At 70.4% G+C, this 22,605-nt stretch carries 21 protein-coding genes; 8 read left to right on the forward strand and 13 right to left on the reverse strand.

What is annotated here, in order from left to right:
• Nucleotides 1–260: 260 nt before the first annotated feature.
• On the reverse strand, nucleotides 261–842 hold the full coding sequence (locus P0592_RS05035; RefSeq protein WP_276273181.1) for a peroxidase-related enzyme: 582 nt from the start codon (nucleotides 840–842) through the stop codon (nucleotides 261–263).
• Nucleotides 843–956: 114 nt separating this feature from the next.
• On the opposite strand from P0592_RS05035, the gene P0592_RS05040 reads away from it, so the two are divergent.
• Nucleotides 957–1,328 carry a NifU family protein gene (locus tag P0592_RS05040; protein WP_276273182.1) on the forward strand — a complete coding sequence of 124 codons (372 nt, stop codon included), beginning with the start codon at nucleotides 957–959 and terminating at the stop codon, nucleotides 1,326–1,328.
• A 52-nt stretch (nucleotides 1,329–1,380) separates the two neighbouring features.
• Here the strand turns inward: P0592_RS05040 and P0592_RS05045 are convergent, their stop codons facing one another.
• The 6 genes from P0592_RS05045 to P0592_RS05070 are packed head-to-tail and all read right to left on the reverse strand — an operon-like array spanning nucleotide 1,381 to nucleotide 7,800.
• A complete protein-coding gene (locus P0592_RS05045) occupies nucleotides 1,381–2,184 on the reverse strand; it encodes an SDR family NAD(P)-dependent oxidoreductase (protein WP_276273183.1) in 804 nt (267 codons plus the stop codon).
• A gap of 1 nt (nucleotide 2,185) precedes the next feature.
• Entirely contained in the window at nucleotides 2,186–3,334 is a 1,149-nt protein-coding gene (gene dgoD, locus P0592_RS05050) for a galactonate dehydratase (RefSeq protein ID WP_276273184.1), read from the reverse strand.
• Nucleotides 3,331–4,461 (reverse strand): ABC transporter ATP-binding protein, encoded by a 1,131-nt coding sequence (locus tag P0592_RS05055; protein WP_276273185.1) that lies wholly within the window; start codon nucleotides 4,459–4,461, stop codon nucleotides 3,331–3,333. The genes dgoD and P0592_RS05055 overlap by 4 nt, the downstream gene beginning before the upstream one ends.
• A complete protein-coding gene (locus tag P0592_RS05060; RefSeq protein WP_276273186.1) occupies nucleotides 4,461–5,306 on the reverse strand; it encodes a carbohydrate ABC transporter permease in 846 nt (281 codons plus the stop codon). The genes P0592_RS05055 and P0592_RS05060 overlap by 1 nt, the downstream gene beginning before the upstream one ends.
• Complete coding sequence (locus P0592_RS05065; protein WP_276273187.1) at nucleotides 5,299–6,414, reverse strand: carbohydrate ABC transporter permease; 1,116 nt, start codon at nucleotides 6,412–6,414, stop codon at nucleotides 5,299–5,301. The genes P0592_RS05060 and P0592_RS05065 overlap by 8 nt, the downstream gene beginning before the upstream one ends.
• A gap of 9 nt (nucleotides 6,415–6,423) precedes the next feature.
• Complete coding sequence (locus P0592_RS05070) at nucleotides 6,424–7,800, reverse strand: extracellular solute-binding protein (protein ID WP_276273188.1); 1,377 nt, start codon at nucleotides 7,798–7,800, stop codon at nucleotides 6,424–6,426.
• A 323-nt stretch (nucleotides 7,801–8,123) separates the two neighbouring features.
• Between P0592_RS05070 and P0592_RS05075 the strand changes: the two genes are divergently transcribed.
• Nucleotides 8,124–8,876: an IclR family transcriptional regulator gene (locus tag P0592_RS05075; protein ID WP_276273189.1), complete on the forward strand. Its 753-nt coding sequence runs from the start codon at nucleotides 8,124–8,126 to the stop codon at nucleotides 8,874–8,876.
• 207 nt (nucleotides 8,877–9,083) lie between these two features.
• Here the strand turns inward: P0592_RS05075 and P0592_RS05080 are convergent, their stop codons facing one another.
• Nucleotides 9,084–11,084, reverse strand: coding sequence for a beta-galactosidase (locus P0592_RS05080; protein WP_276273190.1), 2,001 nt, complete (start codon nucleotides 11,082–11,084; stop codon nucleotides 9,084–9,086).
• Between the two features lie 74 nt (nucleotides 11,085–11,158).
• Here P0592_RS05080 and P0592_RS05085 point away from each other — a divergent pair, with 74 nt between their 5' ends.
• The 3 genes from P0592_RS05085 to P0592_RS05095 are packed head-to-tail and all read left to right on the forward strand — an operon-like array spanning nucleotide 11,159 to nucleotide 15,875.
• Nucleotides 11,159–13,300: a glycoside hydrolase family 36 protein gene (locus tag P0592_RS05085; protein ID WP_276273191.1), complete on the forward strand. Its 2,142-nt coding sequence runs from the start codon at nucleotides 11,159–11,161 to the stop codon at nucleotides 13,298–13,300.
• Nucleotides 13,301–13,345: 45 nt separating this feature from the next.
• On the forward strand, nucleotides 13,346–14,848 hold the full coding sequence (locus P0592_RS05090; protein ID WP_276273192.1) for a sulfatase family protein: 1,503 nt from the start codon (nucleotides 13,346–13,348) through the stop codon (nucleotides 14,846–14,848).
• 1 nt (nucleotide 14,849) lies between these two features.
• Nucleotides 14,850–15,875, forward strand: a complete 1,026-nt coding sequence (locus P0592_RS05095) for a lysylphosphatidylglycerol synthase transmembrane domain-containing protein (RefSeq protein ID WP_276273193.1) — start codon at nucleotides 14,850–14,852, stop codon at nucleotides 15,873–15,875.
• Here P0592_RS05095 and P0592_RS05100 read toward each other — a convergent pair.
• Entirely contained in the window at nucleotides 15,859–16,749 is an 891-nt protein-coding gene (locus P0592_RS05100) for a ketopantoate reductase family protein (RefSeq protein ID WP_276273194.1), read from the reverse strand. The two genes, P0592_RS05095 and P0592_RS05100, sit on opposite strands and share 17 nt — an antisense overlap.
• Before the next feature lie 148 nt (nucleotides 16,750–16,897).
• On the opposite strand from P0592_RS05100, the gene P0592_RS05105 reads away from it, so the two are divergent.
• Complete coding sequence (locus P0592_RS05105; RefSeq protein WP_276273195.1) at nucleotides 16,898–17,470, forward strand: hypothetical protein; 573 nt, start codon at nucleotides 16,898–16,900, stop codon at nucleotides 17,468–17,470.
• Here the strand turns inward: P0592_RS05105 and P0592_RS05110 are convergent.
• From P0592_RS05110 to P0592_RS05120, 3 genes are read right to left on the reverse strand one after another with little or no spacing between them, the layout of a single operon-like run.
• The gene (locus tag P0592_RS05110) at nucleotides 17,452–17,757 is read right to left on the reverse strand and encodes a DUF7130 family rubredoxin-like protein (protein ID WP_276273196.1); all 306 of its coding nucleotides are present in this window, start codon (nucleotides 17,755–17,757) and stop codon (nucleotides 17,452–17,454) included. The two genes, P0592_RS05105 and P0592_RS05110, sit on opposite strands and share 19 nt — an antisense overlap.
• Nucleotides 17,758–17,791: 34 nt before the next feature.
• Entirely contained in the window at nucleotides 17,792–18,997 is a 1,206-nt protein-coding gene (metX, locus tag P0592_RS05115; protein ID WP_276273197.1) for a homoserine O-acetyltransferase MetX, read from the reverse strand.
• Complete coding sequence (locus tag P0592_RS05120; protein ID WP_276273198.1) at nucleotides 18,994–20,277, reverse strand: O-acetylhomoserine aminocarboxypropyltransferase/cysteine synthase family protein; 1,284 nt, start codon at nucleotides 20,275–20,277, stop codon at nucleotides 18,994–18,996. The genes metX and P0592_RS05120 overlap by 4 nt, the downstream gene beginning before the upstream one ends.
• Nucleotides 20,278–20,420: 143 nt before the next feature.
• Here P0592_RS05120 and P0592_RS05125 point away from each other — a divergent pair, with 143 nt between their 5' ends.
• Complete coding sequence (locus P0592_RS05125; protein WP_276273199.1) at nucleotides 20,421–20,867, forward strand: DUF7344 domain-containing protein; 447 nt, start codon at nucleotides 20,421–20,423, stop codon at nucleotides 20,865–20,867.
• Nucleotides 20,854–21,171, forward strand: coding sequence for a HalOD1 output domain-containing protein (locus P0592_RS05130; protein ID WP_276273200.1), 318 nt, complete (start codon nucleotides 20,854–20,856; stop codon nucleotides 21,169–21,171). The genes P0592_RS05125 and P0592_RS05130 overlap by 14 nt, the downstream gene beginning before the upstream one ends.
• Before the next feature lies 1 nt (nucleotide 21,172).
• Here P0592_RS05130 and P0592_RS05135 read toward each other — a convergent pair whose 3' ends face one another.
• On the reverse strand, nucleotides 21,173–22,525 hold the full coding sequence (locus P0592_RS05135; protein ID WP_276273201.1) for a sensor histidine kinase: 1,353 nt from the start codon (nucleotides 22,523–22,525) through the stop codon (nucleotides 21,173–21,175).
• Nucleotides 22,526–22,605 lie beyond the last annotated feature (80 nt).

Raw genomic sequence — 22,605 nt, forward strand, 5'->3', positions numbered from 1 at the left:
GGGACCGGCGTGGACCGATCGTCGTCGACGCGCTCCTGGCTCCCCGACGATCCCCCGTCGTCCCGTTCCGGGGGGTCCGGGTCACGTCCCGATCCGTCCCCTCCCCCGCCGGATCCGCTCGATTCGGTCGGGGTCGCGGTCGGCGTCGCTGAGAGCGTCGGTGTCGCAGTGTCCGGGAATGGCGGAGATAGTTACGCGGAGGCATCGTCCCGATGAGTTCGGCTTGTGGTCGCCGACCGGGTGCTCGCCGTCCCGGCGACTCACCCCCGTCCCATCGTGTAGAACTCCTCGTTCGGTCGCATGTCCGCGAGATGGGCCAGCCTGTTCGAGAGGTTGAAGAAGGCGACGACGTTCCCCACGTCCCAGACGGCCCGGCGGCTGAACCCCACCTCCTCCAGGGCCTCGATGTCGGCCTCGGTCACCTCCGCCGGCCGCTCGGTCAGTTTCACGGCGAAGTCCAGCATCTCGCGGTGAGCGTCCCCGACCTCGGCCGTCCGGTGGTTCGTCGCCAGCTGCTCGGCCAGTTCCGGCGCGTCCGCGTAGATGCGCAGGAGCGCGCCGTGGGCGACCACGCAGTACAGGCAGTCGTTGACGCCACTGACCGCGACGACGAGCATCTCTACCTCCGCCCGTTCGAGTTCGGTCGCCTCCACCAGCGCGTCGTGGTAGGCGACGAACGCCCGGAAGTGCTCGGGCCGGTAGGCCATCGCCGGGAACACGTTCGGCGTGAACCCCGCCCGGTCGGTCTCCTCGTCGATTCGCTCGCGGACGTCCGCGGGCAGTTCCTCGCGGTCGGGGACCGGGAACCGTCGCATCGCGTCGCTCGTGTCACCGTCTCCCATGGTCGGACGGGGACCGCCGCGGGCTTGAATCTTGGTGCGGCCGGCCGCCGGAGGCACCGACCGAACACCACAGTCCAAAGGTCTTTGTCGTCCCGGCACCGAGGTTGACCCACTATGAGCACGGAGACCGACGACGGGGACGACCTGCGCGAGCGCATCACGAACTTCCTGCGCCGGAACTTCCCGCAGATCCAGATGCACGGCGGCAGCGCGGCCATCGAGGAGATCGACCGCGAGGCGGGCAGCGTCACCATCCGCCTGGGCGGTGCCTGTTCGGGCTGTGGCATCTCCCCGATGACCATCCAGGCGATCAAGACCCGTATGACCAAGGAGATCCCGGAGATCGAGACCGTCGAGGCCCGCACCGGGATGGAACAGCAGGAGGGGATGGCCGGCGGCAGCGGGATGAGCCCCTCGTTCCCCGGCGGCGACTCCCGCGGCGGCGACGTCGGCGGCGACGACGAAGGCCCCGAAGCGCCCTTCTAGGGCCGTTCTCGCGCTCTGTTTTCCCGCCGGCGAGCGGCGGTGTCGTCCGGCGTCACTCCTCCCGGCGCTGGCGGTAGTCCGGCAGGAAGTCGTCCTGCATCACGGCGGTCCGCCCGCCGTCGACCAGCAGGTCCGCACCGGTGACGAAGCCGGCCTCGTCGCTGGCGAGGAAGGCGACGGCGGCGGCGACGTCCTCTGGGGTACCGATGCGGCCGGTCGGGTGGATGCTCGCCAGTTCGCGGCGGCGCTGTGCGCTCATGTCGCCGGTGGTGCGGTCGACGGCGACCCAGCCCGGATTGACCGTGTTGACACGGACGTCGGGACCGAGATCCAGCGCCATCGCACGGCTCATCCCGTCGATCCCCGCCTTCACGGCGTTGTAGGGGAAGATCTCCGGCGTCGTCGAGCGGGCGTGGTTCGAGGAGACGTTGACGATCGCGCCCTCCTCGATGGCGTCGGCGGCGTGTCTCGCGGCCAGCCAGTACCCCCGGAAGTCCGTCTCGACGACGAACTCCCAGTCGTCGATCTCGGCCTCGTCGGCGGCGGTGTAGGTCTCGACGCCGGCGTTGTTGACCAGCACGTCCAGCCCGCCGAACCGCTCGACGGTCGCCTCGATCAGCGCCGCGATGGCGTCGGGGTCGCGCATGTCCGCCGCGACGAACTGCGCCTCGCCGCCGGCCTCGCGGATCGACTCGGCGGTCGCCTCGCCGGCGTCGGTCGAGCGCCCGGAGACGACGACGCTGGCCCCCTCGGCGGCCAGCCGGCGGGCGATCCCCGCCCCGATCCCCCGCGTGGAGCCGGTGACGATAGCGACCGCGTCCGCGAACCGCCGGCAGGTGGTGTCGGGCAGGCTCATCTCACCACTCCGCGACGCTCCCGTCGTCGTGTCGCCAGACGGGGTTGTGCCAGTCGACGTCGCCGGCCTGCTCGCGGACGTGGTCGTGGTCGACGTCGACCCCGAGGCCGGGACCGTCCGGCAGGTCGACGTAGCCGTCCCGGTACTCGAACACCGAGGGGTCCGCGAGGTAGTCGAGCACGTCGCTGGTCTCGTTGTAGTGGATGTCCAGGCTCTGTTCCTGGATGAGCGCCGCCGGCGAGCAGGCGTCGACCTGGAGACAGGAGGCCAGCGCGATCGGCCCCAGCGGACAGTGGGGGGCCATCGCCACGTCGTAGGCCTCGGCCATCGCCGCGATCTTCTTGACCTCGGTGATGCCGCCGGCGTGGGAGAGGTCGGGCTGGATGACGTCGACACAGCCCTGCTCGAAGATCTCCTTGAAGTCCCACCGGGAGAACATCCGCTCGCCGGTGGCGATGGGGGTAGTCGTGTGCTCGGCGATCTCCGGCAGCGCCTCGTTGTGCTCGGGGAGGACGGGCTCCTCGACGAACATCGGGTCGTACGGCTCCAGGGCCTTGGCGAGCCGCTTCGCCATCGACTTCGAGACGCGGCCGTGGAAGTCGACGCCGATGTCCACGTCCTGACCGACGGCCTCCCGGACCGCGGCGATGCGGTCCTCGGCTGCCCGGACGGCCGCCGGCGAGTCGACGTGGCGCAGTTCCGGCGTGGCGTTCATCTTCAGCGCCGTGAACCCCTCCTCGACCTTCTCGCGGGCGGCGTCGGCGACCCCCTCCGGTCGGTCGCCGCCGACCCACTGGTAGACCCGCATCCGCTCGCGGGCCTTGCCGCCCAGCAGCTCGTAGACCGGTGCCTCGAAGTACTTGCCCTTGATGTCCCACAGCGCCTGGTCGATGCCCGCGATGGCGCTCATCAGGACCGGGCCGCCGCGGTAGAACCCGCCGCGGTACATGGTCTGCCAGTGGTCCTCGATCGCGAGGGGGTCCTCGCCCAGCAGGTAGGTGTCGAGTAGCTCCTCGACGGCCGTCCTGACGGTGCGGGCCCGCCCCTCGACGACGGGTTCCCCCCAGCCGACCAGCCCGCTGCTGGTCTCCAGGCGCAGGAACAGCCAGCGCGGCGGTACCTCGTAGAGATCGTAGTCAGTGATGATCATGTTGAGTCGCTCGCGACGTAGTCACTCACCGCAACGTCCGTGTCCTCGGTCTTGGTCTTCAGGGCGTCGCCGGTCGCCGCGTCGAAGAGGTACAGCGACGCCTCGTCGAACCCGAGCGTGACCGTCTCGTCGGGGTCGGGCCGCACGCTCGGGTCGATGCGGGCGGTCACGTCGTGGTCGCCCATCCGCATATAGAGGAAGTTCTCGTTGCCCATCGGTTCGACGACGGTCACCGTCGCCTCGTTGCCGGACTCGGTCAGCCGGAGGTCCTCCGGGCGGATGCCGACGCGGACGCGGTCGCGGTCGCCCAGCGGCCCGGCCTCCGAGAGCCGGTAGCTGAAACCGCCCGGCCCGTGCAGCGTCTCGCCGTCGACCTCGGCGGTGAAGAGGTTGATGCTCGGGCTGCCGATGAAGTCCGCGACGAACTCGTTTTCCGGCGTCCGGTACACCTCCTCGGCGGTGCCGACCTGCTGGAGCTCGCCGTCGTTCATCACGGCGATGCGGTCGCCCATCGCCATCGCCTCCGTCTGGTCGTGAGTGACGTACACCGTGGTCACGTCCAGTTCGTGCTGGAGTTCCTGGAGTTCGGTCCGCATCTGGGCCCGGAGCTTCGCGTCCAGGTTCGAGAGCGGCTCGTCCATCAGGAACACCTCGGGGTCGCGGACGATGGCCCGTCCGAGTGCGACCCGCTGCTGTTGGCCCCCCGAGAGGTCTCGGGGTTTCTTGATCAACAGCTCGGAGATCCCCAGCATCTCGGCGGCCTCGTCGACCCGCTGGTCGATCTCCTCGCCGGACAGCTCCGAGGACAGGCGCAGGCCGAAGCCGATGTTGCGCCGCACGTTCATATGCGGGTACAGCGCGTAGTTCTGGAACACCATCGCGACGTCGCGGTCGCGTGCCCGCAGGTCGGTCACGTCCGCGTCGTCGAAGGTGATGGTGCCCGACGTTACCTCCTCGAGCCCAGCGACCGAGCGCAGCGTCGTCGTCTTGCCACAGCCCGAGGGGCCGACGAGGACGAGGAACTCCCCGTCCCGGACCGTCAGGTCGAGGTCCTCGACGGCGACGATGGTGCCCGCGTCGGGGTCGCTGAACTCCTTCCGTATCGTGTCTAGGTCGATTCGTGCCATTATTCTTTGATAGACCCCGCGAGGATCCCGCTGACGAACTGCCGTTGCAGGAAGATGAACAGCAGGAACAGCGGGATGATGCTCAGTGCCGCCGCCACCATAATCTGGTCGTAGTACACCCGCTGTGCGCCGACGATCTGGTTGATCGCGACGGGGATGGTGTACTTGCCCTGTTCGAGCACGACCAGCGGGAACAGGAACAGGTTCCACTGGAAGAGGAACAGGACGATGGCAAGCGCCGCCAGCGACGACTTCATCGTCGGCAGGGCGATGCGGTAGTACAGCTGGAACTCCGTCGCGCCGTCGATGCGGGCCGACTCCAGCAGGGCGTCGGGGATCTGCTTCATGTTCTGGCGCATCAGGAAGATCCCCAGCGGGTTCGCGGCCCACGGCAGGATGATGGCCCAGTAGCTGTTGGTCAGGCCCATCTGGGAGATCATCAGGAACAGCGGGATGACCAGCAGCTGGATCGGCAGCGTCAGCGTCGCCAGGATGGTGTAGAAGATGGGTTCCTTCGCCCGGAAGTCGTACTTCGCGAACGCGAACCCGCCCATCGAGCACAGCACCAGCGACAGCAGCGTGTACACCACGGCGATGAGCACGGAGTTGCCGATGCTGCGGATGAAGTTCACCCCCTGTCTGGACTGCAACGCCTCGAGGTTCGACAGGAAGTGGGTCCCGGGGATCAGCCGCGGGTCGGTCCCGGCCGCCAGGAACGCCTGCTCGGGCAGGGTCGAGGCGACGACGATCCAGTAGATCGGGACCATCATCAACACGACCAGCAGGAGGACGAACGCGTAGCCGAGGAACTTCCAGACGGCGTCCCGCCGGGTGTCCTCACGCATCGTCGTCACCTCCGATGCTGATCTGGACGACCGAGAGGACGGCGACGATGCCCACGAGGACGACGGTCATCGCGCTGGCGTAGCCCAGCTGGAACTGCTGGAACGCCATATTGTAGATGTACATCACCAGCGTCCGGGTGGCCCGAAGCGGCGCGCCGCCCTCCGAGACGATCAGCGGCTCGGAGAACAGCCGGAAGGTCCCGATGGTCGAGGTGACGACGACGAACAGCAACACCGGCCGCAGCTGGGGCAGCGTCACGTACCGGAACTTCTCCCAGCGGTTCGCGCCGTCGATCTCGGCGGCCTCGTACAGCTGGGTCGGGACGTTCTGGAGCCCCGCCAGCAGGATGATCATGTTGTACCCGGTCCAGCGCCAGGTGACCGCCAGCACCAGCGAGAGCCGCGGCCAGAACCCGTCGCCCAGGACGCCCGCGAGCGGCCCGAGTATCTGCGTGCCGCCGCTGAGCCAGGGGACACGGGGCAGCCCCAGCCCGGTCAGGACGTAGTTGACCAGGCCGAACTCCTGGAGCAAGAGGAGGAAGACGGTCGCGTACGCGACGAGGTTCGCCGAGACGGGCAGGGCGATGGTCGTCCGGAAGACGCCCTTGAACCGCATCCACGAGGCGTTCAGCGCCAGGGCCAGCGCCAGCGCCAGCCCGATCATCAGCGGCACCTGGACGAACAGGATGAAGGAGGTGTTCGCCAGGGCGTTGTGGAACAGGCCGTCGCCGAGCAGGCGCTGGTAGTTCGCCAGGCCGACGTACTCCAGGTTCGCGATACGCGTCAGTTGGAAGTCGATCGGCCCGACGTCGATCCACAGCAGCGTCGCCGACCCGATCCCCTGGTAGTTGTGGAACGAGAGGTACACCGTGTAGAGGATCGGGAACGCCAGGAACGTGGTGAACAGGACGAAGAACGGAGCCAGGAAGAGGTACGGCACGCTCACGGAGACGGGCGACCGGTCTGCCAGGTCCCGCGTGTAGCGGATCTGCCGCTGCCGGACCGGGCGGACGGCGTCGACGCCGGCCCGGAGGACCGGCTCGACCGCCGAGCGTGCGCGCTGGCGAACGGCGTCGACCCGCTCGCCGACCTGCGAGGTGACGGACATACGGGGTCGCTACGCGAGGTCCCGGTCGGTCCGTTCGGCCACCTGCTGTGCGGCCTGGTCGACGGCCTCTTTCGGCGTGATGGAGCCGTCGATCATCTGTCCGAGATAGGTGTTCATCGCCTTCGTGATCTCGGGCGTGTCCGTGGTGTAGACGTAGCTGGGGATCTCCGGGGCGATCTCGGCGAACATCCGGCCGGCGGCCTGGCCGCCCAGGAACTCCGACCCGGAGTCGAAGGCGTCCGACTCGTAGGCGGGCTTGTACGCCGGGAAGATGCCGAAGCCCTCGTACATCTCGATCTGCATCTCCTTGCTCGCCAGCGTGAACTGCATGTAGTCGAACGCCCGCCGGGCCTTGGCGTCGCTGACCTGGTCGGCGATGACGAGGTTCGACCCGCCCCAGTTGGTCGCGCGGTTGCCGCCCGACTCGTAGGCCGGCGGCCGCATCACGCGCCAGTTACCAGACGTGTCGCCGAGTTCGGCCTTCAGCGTCCCCTCCATCCACGCGCCGCCGTACAGCGAGGCGATCGATCCCTCGCCGAAGCGGTTGAACCACTCGCTGGACCAGGAGGCGACGCTCGAGGTGATGCCGGCGTCGTGGGCCTCCTTCATCTGGCGGGCCACCTGCAGGGACTTGTCGGAGTGGATGTTGACCGCGCCGCTGTCGGTAAAGGGCAGCCCGCCCAGCTGGCGGAACATCATCCGCCACATCCCGTCGTAGTCGTTGGGCGGGAGGTTCATCATCGCGATGTCGTCGGGGAGTTTCTCCCCCTCGGCGATGAACTGGTCCCACGTCTCGATGCTGTCCATATCGAGGCCGTGTTCCTGGACCACGTCGTTGCGGTAGAACGAGCCGACCGGCCCGATGTCCCACGGGAGCGCGTAGGTGCTGCCGTCCTTGGTGAGCGGCCCCCACTTGCCGGAGACGAAGCCGTCCTTGATGCCGGCGTCCTCGATCCAGCCGCTGATGTCCCGGAGCCCGCCGGTGTCGACCCACGCGGCGGCGTCGACGCTCTCCATCGTCGCGATGGCCGGCGCGCCCGACCCCGAGAGCAGCCGCGACTTGAACTTGTCCTTCATGTTCGAGCGGCCGAACTGCTCGACGGTGACGTCGCCGCCGTTTGCCTCCTCGTAGGGGTCGTCGGTCAGGTCCAGCGACTTCGCCGCCACGTCCCAGCTCCAGGCCCGGACGCTCCCGGCCATCTGGGTCCCGCTGGTCGTCGTGCTGCCGCCGTCACCGCCTCCCCCGTCGCCGCCGTCGCCGCCGTCGCTACCACCGCCACCGCCGCCTGACGGGTCGCCGGTGCCACAGCCTGCCAGCCCGGCCATCCCGGCCGCGCTGGCGAGTTTGAGGACGGTACGCCGATCGTAGTTGTGCTGATCCGCCATACAGGTCGTATGTGATTATCCGTTACTTAAGCTCTTTGGTAAGTGAGAGAGACACTGATAGAACCACTCCCGTATTGCGTTTTTGGACGCTATCGGAGGGCATTACTGTCCGGAAATATACGATATCGTATGATTCCTTTAGTTCACCGATAGTGAACGCCTCGGCGGGTCTCGCCGGCGGACCGCACGCGAATCGGCGGTCAGACGTTCCCGAACACCCGCCGAGGCGGGGATTCGGAATCGACGACTTCGGGCCGGCCGCGGGAACGGCGTTCACTGATAGTGTACAGTATTTAAATGGTGGCGGCGCGTACGAGCGACCGATGAGCGACTACCCCGTCGGGGCGACGGCGACGACGTTCGGCGTCGTCGAGGCACTGGTCGAACGCGGCGAGGCGGGCGTCACCGAACTCGCCGACGCGCTCGACATCTCGAAGGGAGCGGCCCACAACCACCTGACGACGCTGACGCGCCTCGGCTTCGCGGTCCGGGAGGACGGCCGCTACCGCCTCAGCGCGGGCTTTCTCGACCTGGGGACCCGCGCCCGGGAGCGACTGACCGTCTACGAGGCGGCCCGCGGGGACGTGCGTCGGCTCGCGCGCGCCAGTGGCGAGGTCGCCAGCCTCGTCGTCGCGGAGGACGGCCGCGCCGCCTACCTCCTCGTCCGCGGGGACGCGGCCGACGAGATCGGCCACCGGGAGGGCCGCCGGACGCCGCTGCACGCCAGCGCCGCCGGGAAGGCGATCCTCGCCCACCTGCCGGACGGCGAGGTGGACGCCTTCCTCGACGAGCACACCCTCACACCCGAGACGGCCCAGACCGTCACCGACGCCGGGGCGTTGCGGGACCAGCTCCAGACCGTCCGCGAGCGAGGGGTCGCCTTCGACCGGGAGGAGCAGACCCCGGGCGTGCGCAGCGTCGCGGCCCCCCTGACCGGCGAGGACGGCACCGCCGTCGGTGCCGTCAGCGTCGCCGGCCCCGTCGACCGGATGAGCGGCAAGCGGCTGGAGGAGGACGTCACCGGACTGATTGTCAGCCGGGCGAACAGTATCTCGGTCGAGATATTCTCCGACTGAGAGCCGGAAACATCTTCCCCATTCGTCAGAGCGCTCGGTGTCGTTTATTATCAGTGAATGCGTCTTACTGGCGGACCCGAGCGCCTGAGACGGCAGTCTGTCGCCCGACCTCCCGTGTTAATTGATACCAAACACCACCTCGTGTTTTCTATCGGTGAACGAAAACGTCCCCGAGTGTGAGTAAAGAAGCACCTCCCGATTCTGACACTACGCGTCGACGGGCAGCACCGTCAGCGCCTCGGGGGGCGCGTCGACGACCGCCGCGTCGTAGCCGTCGACGGAGGCGTCGCCGACGACCCACTCGGCGGCGTCGGGCGCGTCGACGGTCCGGGGCTCGTCGGTGAAGTTCGTCACCCACGTGTAGCCGTCCCGCCGTGCCACACGGACGCCCTCGGGCAGTCGGTTGGTCGTCGCGACGCCGGCGGCGTCGAGGAGGTCGGTCGCCAGGGCGTCCGCGAGGTCGCCCCCGGGCCAGCAGCCACAGGTCGTGACCGAGCCGTCGCCCCGGTCGGCGCGCGCGACGGCGGTGTGGCCGTCGGCGACGGCGGTGGTGTACTCCCCGACCGGCGCGGCGTCGTCGGTGTCGAGCCACCCGGCCCAGGTCCGGTAGCCGTAGCGCTCGTCTCCGTAGCGGAGCTCGGTGGGGGTGGACTCCGGGACCGTCTCGTGTTGTGCCACGCGGAGCCCCGCCAGGTCCGCCAGCGGCCCCGGGGCGAGCGATCCGTGGAGCTTGTTGTGCGGGTCCTTCTCGCCGGTGCGCGCCCCCAGCAGGAGGTGGCCGCCGTCGTCGACGTAGGACTCCAGGTGCGTCGCCAGCTCGTCGTCGGCCAGGTACAGCGTCGGCGCGACGGCGGCCGCGTAGCCGTCGAGGTCGGTGTCGGGGTCGACCACGTCGACCTGCACGCCGCGGGCCCGCAGCGCCGCGTAGTAGGTCCGCAGGTGCGACCAGTAGTGCCAGTCCGGGGAGTGAGGCTGGACCTCGGTCGCCCAGAGACTCTCGTAGTCGTGCAGCAGGGCCACTGGGGCTTCGACCGGCGCGAGGTCGAACAGTTCCTCGGCCGCGCGGCCGGCGTCGCGGTACCCCCTGTCGGGGCTGCCGTCCTGCTTGCGGAGGCCCGCGTGGTACTGCTCCTGGCCCTGCCGGCAGCGCCGCCACCGGAAGTACAGCACCGCGTCCGCGCCGTGGGCGACGGCGTGGTGCGCCCACAGCCGCATCGCGCCCTCGCCCGGCTGGGGGGCCTGGGGCGGCCAGTTCACGTCGCCGGGCTGCTGTTCCAGCACCCAGAACGGGGCCCGCTTGGCCCCGCGGTAGAGGTCGTGGTTCATCCCGACCTCGTCGGGGTCGCCCGCCCGGAGCTCGTCCTGACTGGCCTCGCCGGGTCGCCGGTCCTGGACGAACCCGGTCGGGTACGAGTCCCACCCCAGGAAGTCCAGGTCGTCGGACAGCGAGTAGGCGTCCAAGCTGGCGAAGTCGCCCATAAAGTTGTGCGTGACGGACCAGTCGTCGTTGGCCGCCCGGATCAGGTCCGCGTGCAGGCGGTTGTACTCGACGACGCTGTCGTTCGAGAAGCGGTAGTAGTCCAGCAGCCGCGAGGGGTGGTGTTCGGCGGGGGTCGGCCCGGGCGGGTCGACGGCGGCGAAGGAGTCGTACTGCTGGCTCCAGAACGTCGTCCCCCAGGCCTCGTTCAGCGACGCGACGTCGCCGTACTTGGCTTCGAGCCACTCGCGGAAGGCGGCGGCGCAGTCCTCGCAGTAACACCGGACCGTCTCGTGACAGCCGTACTCGTTGTCGGTCTGCCAGCCCGCGACGTGGGGGTGGTCGGCGTACCGCTCGGTGACCCTCCGGACGATGCGCTCGGTCTCCTCGCGGTAGGTCGGGGAGTTGAAGCAGGTGAACCGCCGGCTCCCCCACTCGCGGGGGGTCCCGTCGGGGTCTTCCTGCCGGATGTCCGGGTGCTCGTCGACGAGCCACTTCGGCGGGGTCGCCGTCGGCGTACACAGGACCGCTTCCATCCCGTGGTCGCCGACGAGGTCGACGGCCTCGTCCAGCCACGCGAAGTCGAACGCGCCGCGCTCGGGCTCGAGGCGGCCCCACGAGAACTCAGCCATCCGGACGTACTCCAGGCCCGCGTCGGCCATCTGGGCCACGTCGCGCTCCCAGCGCTCGCTGGGCCAGTGCTCGGGGAAGTAACAGACTCCGATGCTCATACCCCGTCGGGCGTCGCCCCGGGACATACGTCTTCCCCCAAAGAGCTATCCGGGACCCCGCTGGCAACGCGGGTATGGTCACGGTCACTGCCGGCGGAACGACGGTCCAGTTCGACCCCGGATCGGTTCGCCTCTCGATCGCAGAGACGGACGCCCCGGACGACGACGCGCTGCTTTCGGGGCGGGTCACGGCGACGCTGGGCGACCGGTCGTTCCCGGTCCCCGACGCGGGCTGGACGGTCGAGCGGGACGGCAGCGGCGCGACGATCAGCTACGACGACGACGCGGCGACCCGACTGGTCCTCACGGCGGCCGACGAAGCCGTCGGAATCCGGCTGCACCTCCGGAACGACACCGGCGACCCCGCGGCGCTGGAGCGGCTCTGTCCCCTGGACGCCGACGGCGTGGCGTTCGACGCCGACGCCCGGATCTACCGGCACGGCTACCAGTCCTGGACTCCGACCGGAGCGCTGCCGGTCGACGAGACCTTCCCCGCCGAGCCGCCGGAGAACGTCCCGATGATGACCGATCTGTCCGCCCCCGACCGGACGAGCCACGGGCTGGTCGGGCTGGCCGACGGCGACCGCGCGCTGACGCTTGGCTTCCTCGACCACGGGAGCTACGTCGCCCGCTTCGACGACGCGGTCGGCGACGACGGGATCGAGCGCCTGACCGCGGTGTGTCCGGGCGACGGCGTGACGGTCGAGTCGGGCGAGTCCGCCGCTGCGGCCACCCTCAGAGTCGACGCCAGCCGCCCGGTCGACGCGGGGGTTGCGGCGCTGGCCGACGGCGTCGCCGAGCGGATGGGGGCACGCGCCGGCGAGTGGACGCCGACGGGCTGGTGCTCCTGGTACCACTACTTCACCGACGTGACGGCCGACGACATGCGCGAGGCCGTCGCCGACGTGGCCGCGTGGGACCCGCCGATCGACGTGGTCCAGCTGGACGACGGCTACCAGGTCGCCTTCGGCGACTGGCGCACGCTGGCCGAGGGGTTCGACGAGATGCCGGCGCTGACAGACGACATCGAGGGGGCGGGGTACACCCCGGGCCTGTGGCTCGCGCCCTTCTTCGTCCAGGCGGACGCCGCCCTCGTCGACGACCACCCGGAGTGGTTCGTCACCGACGCCGACGGGGCGTTCGTGAGCGCGGGCGAGCGCCACGGCGAGATGTACGGCCTCGACTGTACCCACCCGGGGGTCGAGGCGTGGCTGACCGACACCTTCGAGACGATCGTCGACGACTGGGGGTTCGACTACCTGAAGCTGGACTTCCTCTACGCCGGGGCGCTCCCCGGCCAGCGCCACGACGACGTGACCCGCGCCGAGGCCTACCAGCGCGGGCTGAAGACGATCCGACAGGCGGTCGGCCGGGACACCTTCCTGCTGGGCTGTGGCGCACCGCAGGCACAGAGCGTCGGGCTCGTCGACGCGATGCGGGTCGGCCCCGACACCGCCCCGCACTGGCGCGACCCCGACGGGATCGCCAGCGAGCCCGCCCACGAGAACGCGCTCCGGAACGTCCTGAACCGCCAGTTCGCCCACGACCGGTGGTGGGTGAACGACCCCGACTGCCAGCTGCTGCGCCCGGGGACCGACCTCACGGACGCCGAGCGGCGCACCCTCGCTGCCGTCGTGGCGCTGACCGGCGGGTCGAACGTCCTCAGCGACCGCGTGGCCGCCATCGACGAGCCCGGACGGACCCTCTTCGAGCGGTCGCTCCCGCCCGTCGACGGCGGCACGGTCGAGGGCGTCGGCGACCGGACCTTCCCCGAGCGGGTCGAATGTGAGCGCCCCGCCGACGGCGGCCGCGCGGTGGCACTGGTCAACTGGGCCGACGAGCCACGCACCCGATCCCTCTCGCTCGCGGCCGACGAGCGGGGCTGGGACGCGTGGGACGGGGAACCCATCCCGGCGGGTGGGACCGCCGAGCGCGAGGTGCCCACCCACGGCTGTCTGCTCGCCCACGTCGCGCCCGCCCGCGCCCGACCCCACCTGCTTGGGACGGCCCACCTGGCCGGCCTCGGGGACCGCGTCGAGCGAGTCGCGTGGGACGACGACGCCGACGAACTGACCGTCGCCGTCGACGCCGAGCGGCCACAGGAGGTCGTGGTGGCGCTCCCCGACGGATGGACCCACGCCGACGCCGACGGAGCGGTCGAGACACTCCGGACGACCGTCGATGGAACCGCGACCGTCGCGTTCGACCGCGCCTGAGCGGAAATCCCACAGTTTTACCGTCGCCGCCGAGTGGGTGCCGGTATGACCGACACGGACGGGTCGAACGTGCTGTTCGTCGTCCTGGACACGGTCCGGAAGGACCGCCTGTCCGTCTACGACCCCGACCGCGAGACCACGCCCCACCTCGCCGAGTTCGCCGAGGAGGCCGCCGTCTTCGAGCAGGCCGTCGCCCCGGCCCCGTGGACGCTGCCGGTCCACGCCTCGCTGTTCACCGGTCTCTACCCCAGCGAGCACGGGGCCACACAGGAGGACCCCTACCTGGAGGGGGCCACGACCCTGGCGGAGTCGCTCTCGGCGGCGGGCTACGACACCGCCTGCTACTCCTCGAACGCCTGGATCACGAGCTACACCAACCTCACCGCCGGGTTCGACCACCACGACAACTTCTTCCAGATCATGCCCAGCGAACTCCTCTCGGGGCCGCTGGCGACCCTCTGGAAGACGATGAACGACAACGACACCCTCCGTGGCGTCGCCGACCGACTCGTCCAGGTCGGCAACAAGGTCCACGAACACCTCGCGGAGGGCGGCGGCGGGGACACCAAGACGCCCCAGGTCGTCGACGAGACCATCGACTTCGTGGACGACTCCGAGGACTTCTTCGCCTTCATCAACCTCATGGACGCCCACCTCCCGTACCACCCGCCCGAGGAGTACGCCGAGCGGTTCGCGCCGGGCGTCGACTCCACGGATGTCTGTCAGAACTCCAAGGAGTACAACTGCGGTGCCCGGGACATCGACGACGAGGAGTGGGCCGACATCCGGAGGCTGTACGACGCCGAGCTGGCCCACATCGACGACCAGCTCGACCGCCTGTTCTCCCATCTCAAGGAGACCGGCCGCTGGGAGGAGACGACGGTCGTCGTCTGTGCCGACCACGGCGAGCTGTTCGGCGAGCACGGGCTGTACGGCCACGAGTTCGGCATCTACGACCCGCTGGTGAACGTCCCGCTGATGGTCAAACACCCCGAGATCGACGCCGACCGCGACGAGGAGACGGTCGTCGAACTCGTCGACCTCTACCACACGGTGCTGGACGCCGCCGGGGCCGAGGGCCGCGGGAAGCCCCTGGAGTCGGCCCGCTCGCTGCTGTCGGCCGACTACCGCGAGTTCGCCGACGAGGTCGGCGGCCGCCCGCGGGGCGAGGTCGGCTTCGTCGAGTACCACCAGCCCGTCGTCGAGCTGCGACAGCTGGAGGGGAAGGCAAGCGCCGCCGGCATCAAGCTGGACGAGCAGTCCCGCTTCTACTCGCGGATGGGCGCGGCCCGGACCGCCGGCGAGAAGTACATCCACTGCACCCGTATCCCCGACGAGGCCTACGACGTGGCGAGCGACCCCGGCGAGACGGAGAACCTCGTCGGTACCGACGCCGAGCCCGAGGCGCTGGAGGCCGCGCTGTGGGACTTCGTGGACGCGGTCGACGCCGAGTGGCCCGACGAGGCCGACGGGGCCGACGGCGAGGTGCTGGACGAGATGGACGACGAGACCAAGGATCGACTGCAGGACCTGGGCTACATCGACTAGCGTGACAGACGACACCGGCGGGCTGGAACTCATCGACAGGAAGACCCTGGCGCAGATAGGGCTGGGTTTCGGCGTCGCCGCCGTCGTCCTCTACCTGCTGGTGGACTTCGTCGGGACGGCCGACGTGGTGTCGGGCCTTCGCTCGGCGGACCTCGGCTGGCTCGCGCTGGGCTGTCTGTCGACGGCGCTGTGTCTGACGATGTGGGGGAAGGCCTGGCAGGTGGTGCTGCGGGTGGCCGGCATCGAGGAGTCGTTCACGCGCCTCGTGGTCACCTACTACGCGGCCACCTTCGCCAACTACGTGACGCCGCTGGGCCAGGCCGGCGGCGAGCCGTTCATCGCCTACGTCCTCTCGCGGGACACCGAGGCCAGCTACGAGGACAGCCTCGCCAGCGTCGTCACCGCGGACCTGCTCAACCTCTTCCCCTTCGTCACCTTCGCCGGCGTCGGCTTCGCCGCGCTCCTCTATCAGAGCACGCTCCCGGAGGCCGTCGAGCCGCTGGCCGGCGGGCTGGTGGTGCTGTCGGTCGGCGTCCCGATCGCCGCCGTCGCGGGCTGGCGGTTCCGCAAGCGTATCGGCCGGACCGTCCTCCGGGCGTCGGCACCGATCGCCCGGCGGACCCCGCGGGTGACGCTGTCGGGCCTGCGCGAGCGCCTGCGGGAGGTCGAGAGCGCGTTCCAGCGCATCGCCCGCGACCGCCGGGAGCTGGTGAAGGCGCTGTCGTTCTCCTACGTCGGCTGGGTGTTCTTCGCCGCGCCGCTGTACGCCGTCGCACAGGCGATCAGCAACGAGATCGCGCTGCTGCTCGTGTTCTTCATCGTCCCGGCGTCGACGCTGGCCGGGCTCGTCCCCTCGCCCGGCGGTTCCGGGGCGGTCGAGGCCGCGCTCGTCGTCCTCGTGGTGGCGCTGACGGCCCTGGGGACGACCGAGGCGACTGTCGTGGCGCTCCTCTATCGGGTGGCGAGCTACTGGTTCGCGCTGGTGCTGGGCGGCGTGGCGGCGGTGTGGGTCATCCTCCGGAACTGACGCCGCGCTCCCACGCCCGCACCAGCCGCGCCAGCGTCTCGTTGACCGGCACGGGGGACTCGGCGGCGTCGGCGACGTAGCCGTTGATGGCGTCGACCTCGGTCCGCCGCCCGTCCGCGACGTCCTGGAGCATCGACGAGCGGTTGGCGGCGGTGTCGGCGACGACGGACTCGACCAGTGCGACCGCGCGCTCGTCGGCGAGGTCGACACCGCGTTCGCGGGCGACGCGGGCCGTCTCGCGGGCGGCGTCGTGAGCCACCTCGCGGGCGGGGCCGTCGGCCAGCGCGCCGTTCTCGACGCGGGCCAGCGCCGTCGTCGCGTTGACCGCCGCGTTGACCGCGAGTTTGCCCCAGAGCCGCGTCGGCATGTCCTCGGCGACCGTCGTCACGACGCCGGCCGCGTCGAGGGCCGCGCCCACCCGCTCGGCGACCTGCGAGGGGCCGCCCTCGCTCGCGCCCAGGGCCACCTCCCCGCGGCCGGTGTAGGCCACCGTCCCCGGTTCGGTCAGGCGCGCGCCGTAGGTGCAGGTGCCGGCCAGCACGGGGCAGTCGAGCGCGTCGGCCAGCGTCGCCTCGTTCCCGAGGCCGTTCTGGACCGACAGGCAGGCGTCGAGGGCGCAGTCGGCGAGCGCGGCGGCCGCGCCGGCGGTGTCGTAGCTCTTGACCGCGACGAGGGCGAGGTCCGCGGCGTCGGGGACCTCGGTGGCGGCCGCGGGCTCGACGCAGAACGACTCGACGCCGGTGACGCGCAGCCCCCGCTCCCGGACCCGACCGACGTGGGGCTCGCGCCCGACGAGCGTCACGTCGTGTTCGCGGGCGAGCAGGCCCCCGAGGAGGCTGCCGAGACTGCCCGCGCCGACGACAGCGATGTCCATACCGGCCGGAGGACCGGGGGAAGGAAAAGCGTTCCAGCGGCGCTGGCAAGGTCGCCGCCACGGCGTCGTGTTCCGGCAGCCGACGCCGGGTCCGGCCGACGGGAGCCGGGACCACCAGCCACAACACCGCCGGCGACGAAGACGGGGTATGGACGAGCCGAACTCCGAGACCGAGCGGGTGGCCGACGCGATCGAGTCCGTCGGCGTCGACCGCCTCGCCGACGCCGTCCTCGACGCCTGGGAGGCGGCGGGGCTGGAGACGGGGACGCCCGACTGGCCCGACGACGAGCCGCGGTTCCGCGTCCGACCGCCCGCGAGCGACGGCGGGGCACGCCTGGACGCCGTCGCGGCCGCGCTGGACGCGACGCCGCGTTCGCCCGACACCGCGTTCCTCTACCTCGCGGTCGGTCGCCGCTCGGACCTCGGGCGGGACCGGGCCGCGCTGGAGGACCTGGCCCGGCACCCGGACGTGACCGTCGACGACGACCACACGGCCGGCACCGTCCCGATGGACGGCGAGACGGTCGCGGCGCTGGTCGACCTCGTCGACGCCGTCGAGTACGCGCTCGTCCGGGACGGCGACGGTACCGCGGTCGTCGAGTGGCGCGACGAGACGGTCAGGGTCGCGCTGCCCGCGGCCGCCGCCGACGCGATGCGCGCGGAACTGCCCGACGCGCTCGCCGCCCGCGTCGAGCGGGAGGATCAGTCCTCGGTCCAGTAGTAGATCTCTTCCTTGGGCGCGCCACAGGAGGGGCACGTCTCGGGGATGTCCTCGTCGATCTGCCCCATCTCGCCACACTCCCAGCAGCGCCACATCAGCTCGGCCTCGCCGGCCTCGCCGGTCGACCGGTGTTCGTCGGACAGCGACTCGATGCCGCCCTCGACCGTCACGTAGAAGCCGTGCTGGTCGAACCCGCGGATCGATCCCAGCTCGTTGCCGTCCTCGTCGTACACGGGCTTGCCGAACGACAGGTCCTCGTCCTCGGCGCTGGCGAACATATCAGTCATACACAGGTATTGACGGCGCGAGGTGTGATAAAGACTAGCGCGAGAAGAGGCTGTTGTGGACGGGCGCGAAGTCGGTCGACGCCGACTCGTCGTCGGCCGCGGTGTCGGAGACGGCGCTGCCGTCCAGTCCCACCTCGAGGAAGTCCGACAGCGGCGGCCCGACGCTGTCGGGCTCCACGAGGAAGGCGTCGTGGCCGTAGTCGGAGTCGACGACGTGGTGGGCCACGTCGGTGCCGGTCTCCCGCAGGGCGTCGGCCAGCGCCTCGGACTGCTGGGTGGTGAAGTGCCAGTCGCCGGTGAAAGACATCACCAGCGCCTCGCCGTCGAAGGCCGCCAGTGCGTCGGCGTCGTCCTCGAACCCCGAAGAGAGGTCGTAGTTGTCCATCGCCCGGGTGAGGTAGAGGTAGCTGTTGGCGTCGAACCGCTCGACGAACTTCGAGGCGTTGTAGTCGAGGTACGACTCCACGTCGCGGTAGGGGAAGAAGCGCCCGGCGGCGTCGGTGGGGAACGCTCGCTCGGCCTCGCGTGTCGCGGCCCGGCGGCCGAAGCGGCGCTCCATACTCGCCTTCGAGAAGTACATGACGTGGCCGATCTGCCGGGCGAGCGCGAGCCCCTCGTCCGGATGGTCTCCGTCGTAGTAGCGCCCGCCCTGCCAGTTCTCGTCGGTCGTGATCGCGCGGCGGGCGATACCGTCCAGCGCGAGACACTGCGGGTCCAGCCGGGCGGCGGCGGCGATGGGGATGAGCTTCTCGACGTGGTCGGGGTGGCGTTTCCCCCACTCCAGGACGTTCATCCCGCCGACGCTGCCGCCGACGACGGCGTAGAGGTGCGGGACGCCGAGTTCGTCGAGCAGGCGACGCTGGGCCTCCGTCCAGTCGGCGACGGTCACCGGCGGGAAGTCGGGGCCGTAGGGCTCGCCGGTCTCGGGGTTCGTGCTGGCGGGACCGGAGGAACCGTAACAGGAGCCGGGGACGTTGACACAGACGACGAAGTACTCCTTGGTGTCGATGGCCTTCCCCGGGCCGACGATGTCGTCCCACCAGGCGTAGGCCTGGTCGCCCTCCTCGAAGCGGCCGCGGGCGGCGACGTGGGCGCTGCCGGTCAGGGCGTGACAGACGAGGACGGCGTTGTCCCCCTCGAACTCGCCGTAGGTCTCGTAGGCCAGCTCCAGGTCCTCGATCGTCTCGCCGCACTGGAACTCGAACTCGCCGACCGAGAGGGTCGCTGATTCCACGCTCATGTGATGCGGTCGATGGCGGCGTCGACGTCGGCGACGACGTCCTCGGGGTCCTCGATGCCGACGCTCATCCGGATCAGGTCCGGGCTGACGCCGCTGGCCCGCTGTTCTTCCTCGGAGAGCTGTGCGTGGGTGGTGCTGGCCGGGTGGATGACCAGCGTCTTCGCGTCGCCGATGTTCGCGAGGAACTGCGCGAGGTCGGTCTCCTCGCAGAACCGCCGGCCGGCCTCGAAGCCACCCTCGAGGCCGAACGTCAGGACGCCGCCGAAGCCGCCGTCGAGATACTGTTCGGCGAGGTCGTGGGTCTCGTGGTCGGGGAGGCCGGGGTAGGAGACCCACGCCACGTCCGGGTGGTCCCGGAGGTGTTCGGCCACCGTCAGGGCGTTCTCGCAGTGCCGTTCCATCCGCAAGGAGAGGGTCTCGGTCCCCTGGAGCGTCGCCCACGCGTCGAAGGGCTTCTGCCCGTCGCCCAGCGAGCGCAGCCCGCGCTGGCGGGCCGCCACCGAGAAGGCGCGGTCGCCGAACCGCTCGGCGAAGTTCGCGTCGAAGGCGGGGTTCTGCCCGCCCATCTCGGGGTACTTCTCCGGGTAGTCGCCCCACGGGAACGAGCCGCCGTCGGCCAGCACGCCGCCGACGGTCGTCCCGGAGCCGTGGATCCACTTCGTCGTCGACTCCCAGACGACGTCCGCGCCGTGCTCCAGCGGGCGACAGAGCGCCGGCGTCCCGAACGTGTTGTCGACGAACAGCGGCACGCCGTGGTCGTGGGCCACGTCGGCGATCTCCTCGAACGGCGGGACCACCAGCGAGGGGTTGCCGATGGTCTCGACGTGGACGTAGGCGGTGTCGTCGTCGATGGCCTCGGCGTAGGCGTCGGGGTCGAGCGTGTCGACGAACCGCGCGTCGATGCCCCGCCGGCTGGCGGTGTTGGCGAGGTAGGAGTGGGTGCCGCCGTAGATCGACGACGAGGAGACGACGTTGTCGCCGGCCGCGGCGAGCACGAGCGTCGCGGCGTCGAGCGCCGCCATCCCGGAGCCGGTGGCGACGGCGTCGACGGCCCCCTCCAGGGAGGCCAGGCGCTTCTCTAAGGTCCGCACCGTCGGGTTGTCGAACCGCGAGTAGACGTTGCCGTCGTCCTCCAGCGCGTACCGCTGGGCGGCCGTGTCGGCGTCCTCGAAGACGTACGAGGAGGTCTGGTAGATGGGCGGCGCGCGTGCCCCCGTCTCCGGGTCCGGCTCCGCCTGGCCGGCGTGGACACAGCGCGTCCCGAATCCGTAGTCGGTCATGTGCAGTACGCATATATCTCTACGCATCTATAACCACGAGTTACGGCAATACTCTCCCCGTGTGGGGTGGTGACAACGAACTGGTGACGACCTACGGCGGTGACCACGAGAAAGTACATATATCGACACGGAGTACTGACGCTATGAACGAGCGGAGTGAGCCCAGAGACGGGGCGGAGAACGCCCCGGCCGGCGGGCCGCCAGCGGGGACGGTTCCGGCGGCGATACTGGGGCCGGACCACGTGTTCGAGACGCTCGCACACCCGCGACGGCGGTACCTCTGTTACACGCTGCTGACGGACGCGGAGTGGTCCCTGACCGACCTGGCGACGAAGGTCGCGGCCTACGAGAACGGCGTCGCCGAGGACGCGGTGACCGACGACCAGCGGGAGTCGGTGTACGTCTCGCTGCACCACGCCCACGTCCCGAAGCTGGTCGAGGAGGGCGTCGTCGTGTTCGACCGGGATGCGGAGACGATCACCCCCGGACCGGCTGCCGAGCAGGTACTCGCGGCGCTCGAAGGGGTCGGCGAGAGCGTCGATGCGGCACGGGAGACACACGCACTGGAGGCGTCGGATGACGCGGAGTGAGCGACACACGCGTGCCGGCGACGACGGAACCCTCGTCGCACAGCGCCACCACGACCCGACGGACGCCGAACTCACCGTCGACATCGTGTCGGCCGTCGCCGACGCCGAGGGGGTCGCGCCGAGGGAACTCGAGGACCCGCTGTACGAGGCCGTCGACGCCGCCGCCCTCGCCGAGACGTTCTTCAGCGGCGGCGTCGCCGACCTCCCGACGGAGGGGGTCGGAACGGTGGAGTTCCGCTACGTCGGCTACCTCGTGACCGTCGGCAGCGACGGCTGGATCAGGGTCTACGACCCGTCGAGCTGAGTCACTCGGCGAGGTCGACGTTCGTCACGTCGAACCGCGCGCCGCCCGCACGGGACGACGCGGAGAGGGTCCAGCCCTGGTCGCCGGCCACCTTCCCCGCGACGTACAGGCCCAAACCCGTGTTGCCCTCGACCGTGGTGTACCCGGCGTCGAACACCCGCTCCGGCGACCCCGCCGACAGCCCCGGGCCGTCGTCGGCGACGAAGAAGCCGTCGTCGGTGGTGCCGACGGTGACCGTCACCGCGGGCCCCGCGTGTTCGAGCGCGTTCCGGAAGAGGATCTGGAGGAGGAGGCTCGCCGACTCCGGGTCGGCGACCACTCGCGCGTCCGCCGCCACCTCCAGCGTCGCGTCGTCGCCCGCCAGCGTGTCCCACACCTCGCGGCTCAGCCGGGAGAGCCAGACGGGTTCCGGATCGCTGGCGACCGGTTCCCGCTCCGAGAGCTGGACCACCGTGTCGACGAGCGACTCGATCCGGGAGAGGGAGTCCGCGAGCGCCGACAGGTCGGCCCCCGCCTCGGCCGCCCGGTCGAGGTGGCCGTAGGTCGCCTGCAGTTCGTTGCGGAGTTCGTGAGCCGCCACGAGCGCGACCTTCACCAGTCGCTCGTGTTGCCGGCGCAGCGCGTGTTCGCTCTGCTTGCGGGCGGTGATGTCCTGGGTGAGACCGATCAGCCCCCGGATCTCGCCGTCGGCACCGGTCCAGGGCACCTTGCAGGTCCGGACGTACTCGGCGTCGAGGTCGAGGAACTCGACGACGTCGATGACGTCTCGCTCCCCCTCGACGAGCGACAGTTCGTCGCGGTAGGCCGCGGTCCCGTGTTCGTCCGCCAGGTCATCGACCTCGGGGTCGGTGAGGCCGAGGCGGTCGGTCGGCTCGTTGAACCCGCGCCCCAGCATCACGTGGCGGGCCGCCTCGTCTTTCGCGTACAGGTGGTGGGGCATCTCGTCGAACAGCGAGAGCAGCAGCGTCTCCATCGGTGAGGGATCGCGGCCGGCGACCGCCGGTGCCGCCCCGTCGAGACAGTCCCGGACGGCGTCGGCGACGGCCGGGTCGTCCAGCGCGGTGGCGTCGACGACCACCACGTCGAGGTCGGCTGGCGGGTCGGCCCGGCCGACGACCACTATCGGGAGCGCCGGGAACAGCGCGGTGACGCCGCGGGCGATGTCCACGCCGCGCTGGTCCCCGACCGTCGCGGGGAGGACGAGACAGTCGACCCGGTTGCGGGTCAGTTCGTCGAACAGCCGTGGCAGGTCCGGCAGGAGCGAGAGCGACCTGTCCGAGAGGTGCTCGGACGGGACTGCACCGCTCGTGCCGTCGGTGACGAACAGGACCGAGCCGTCTCCATCCCCTCGCATTCGCCTACAATAGGCACGCGGAGGGTCCTGACTGTTTCGCCGCCCCGGTGGATACAAACGGCCGCGCCGACAACCTCGCG

This window comes from Haloarcula litorea (assembly GCF_029338195.1).
GTDB classification, from domain to species: domain Archaea; phylum Halobacteriota; class Halobacteria; order Halobacteriales; family Haloarculaceae; genus Haloarcula; species Haloarcula litorea.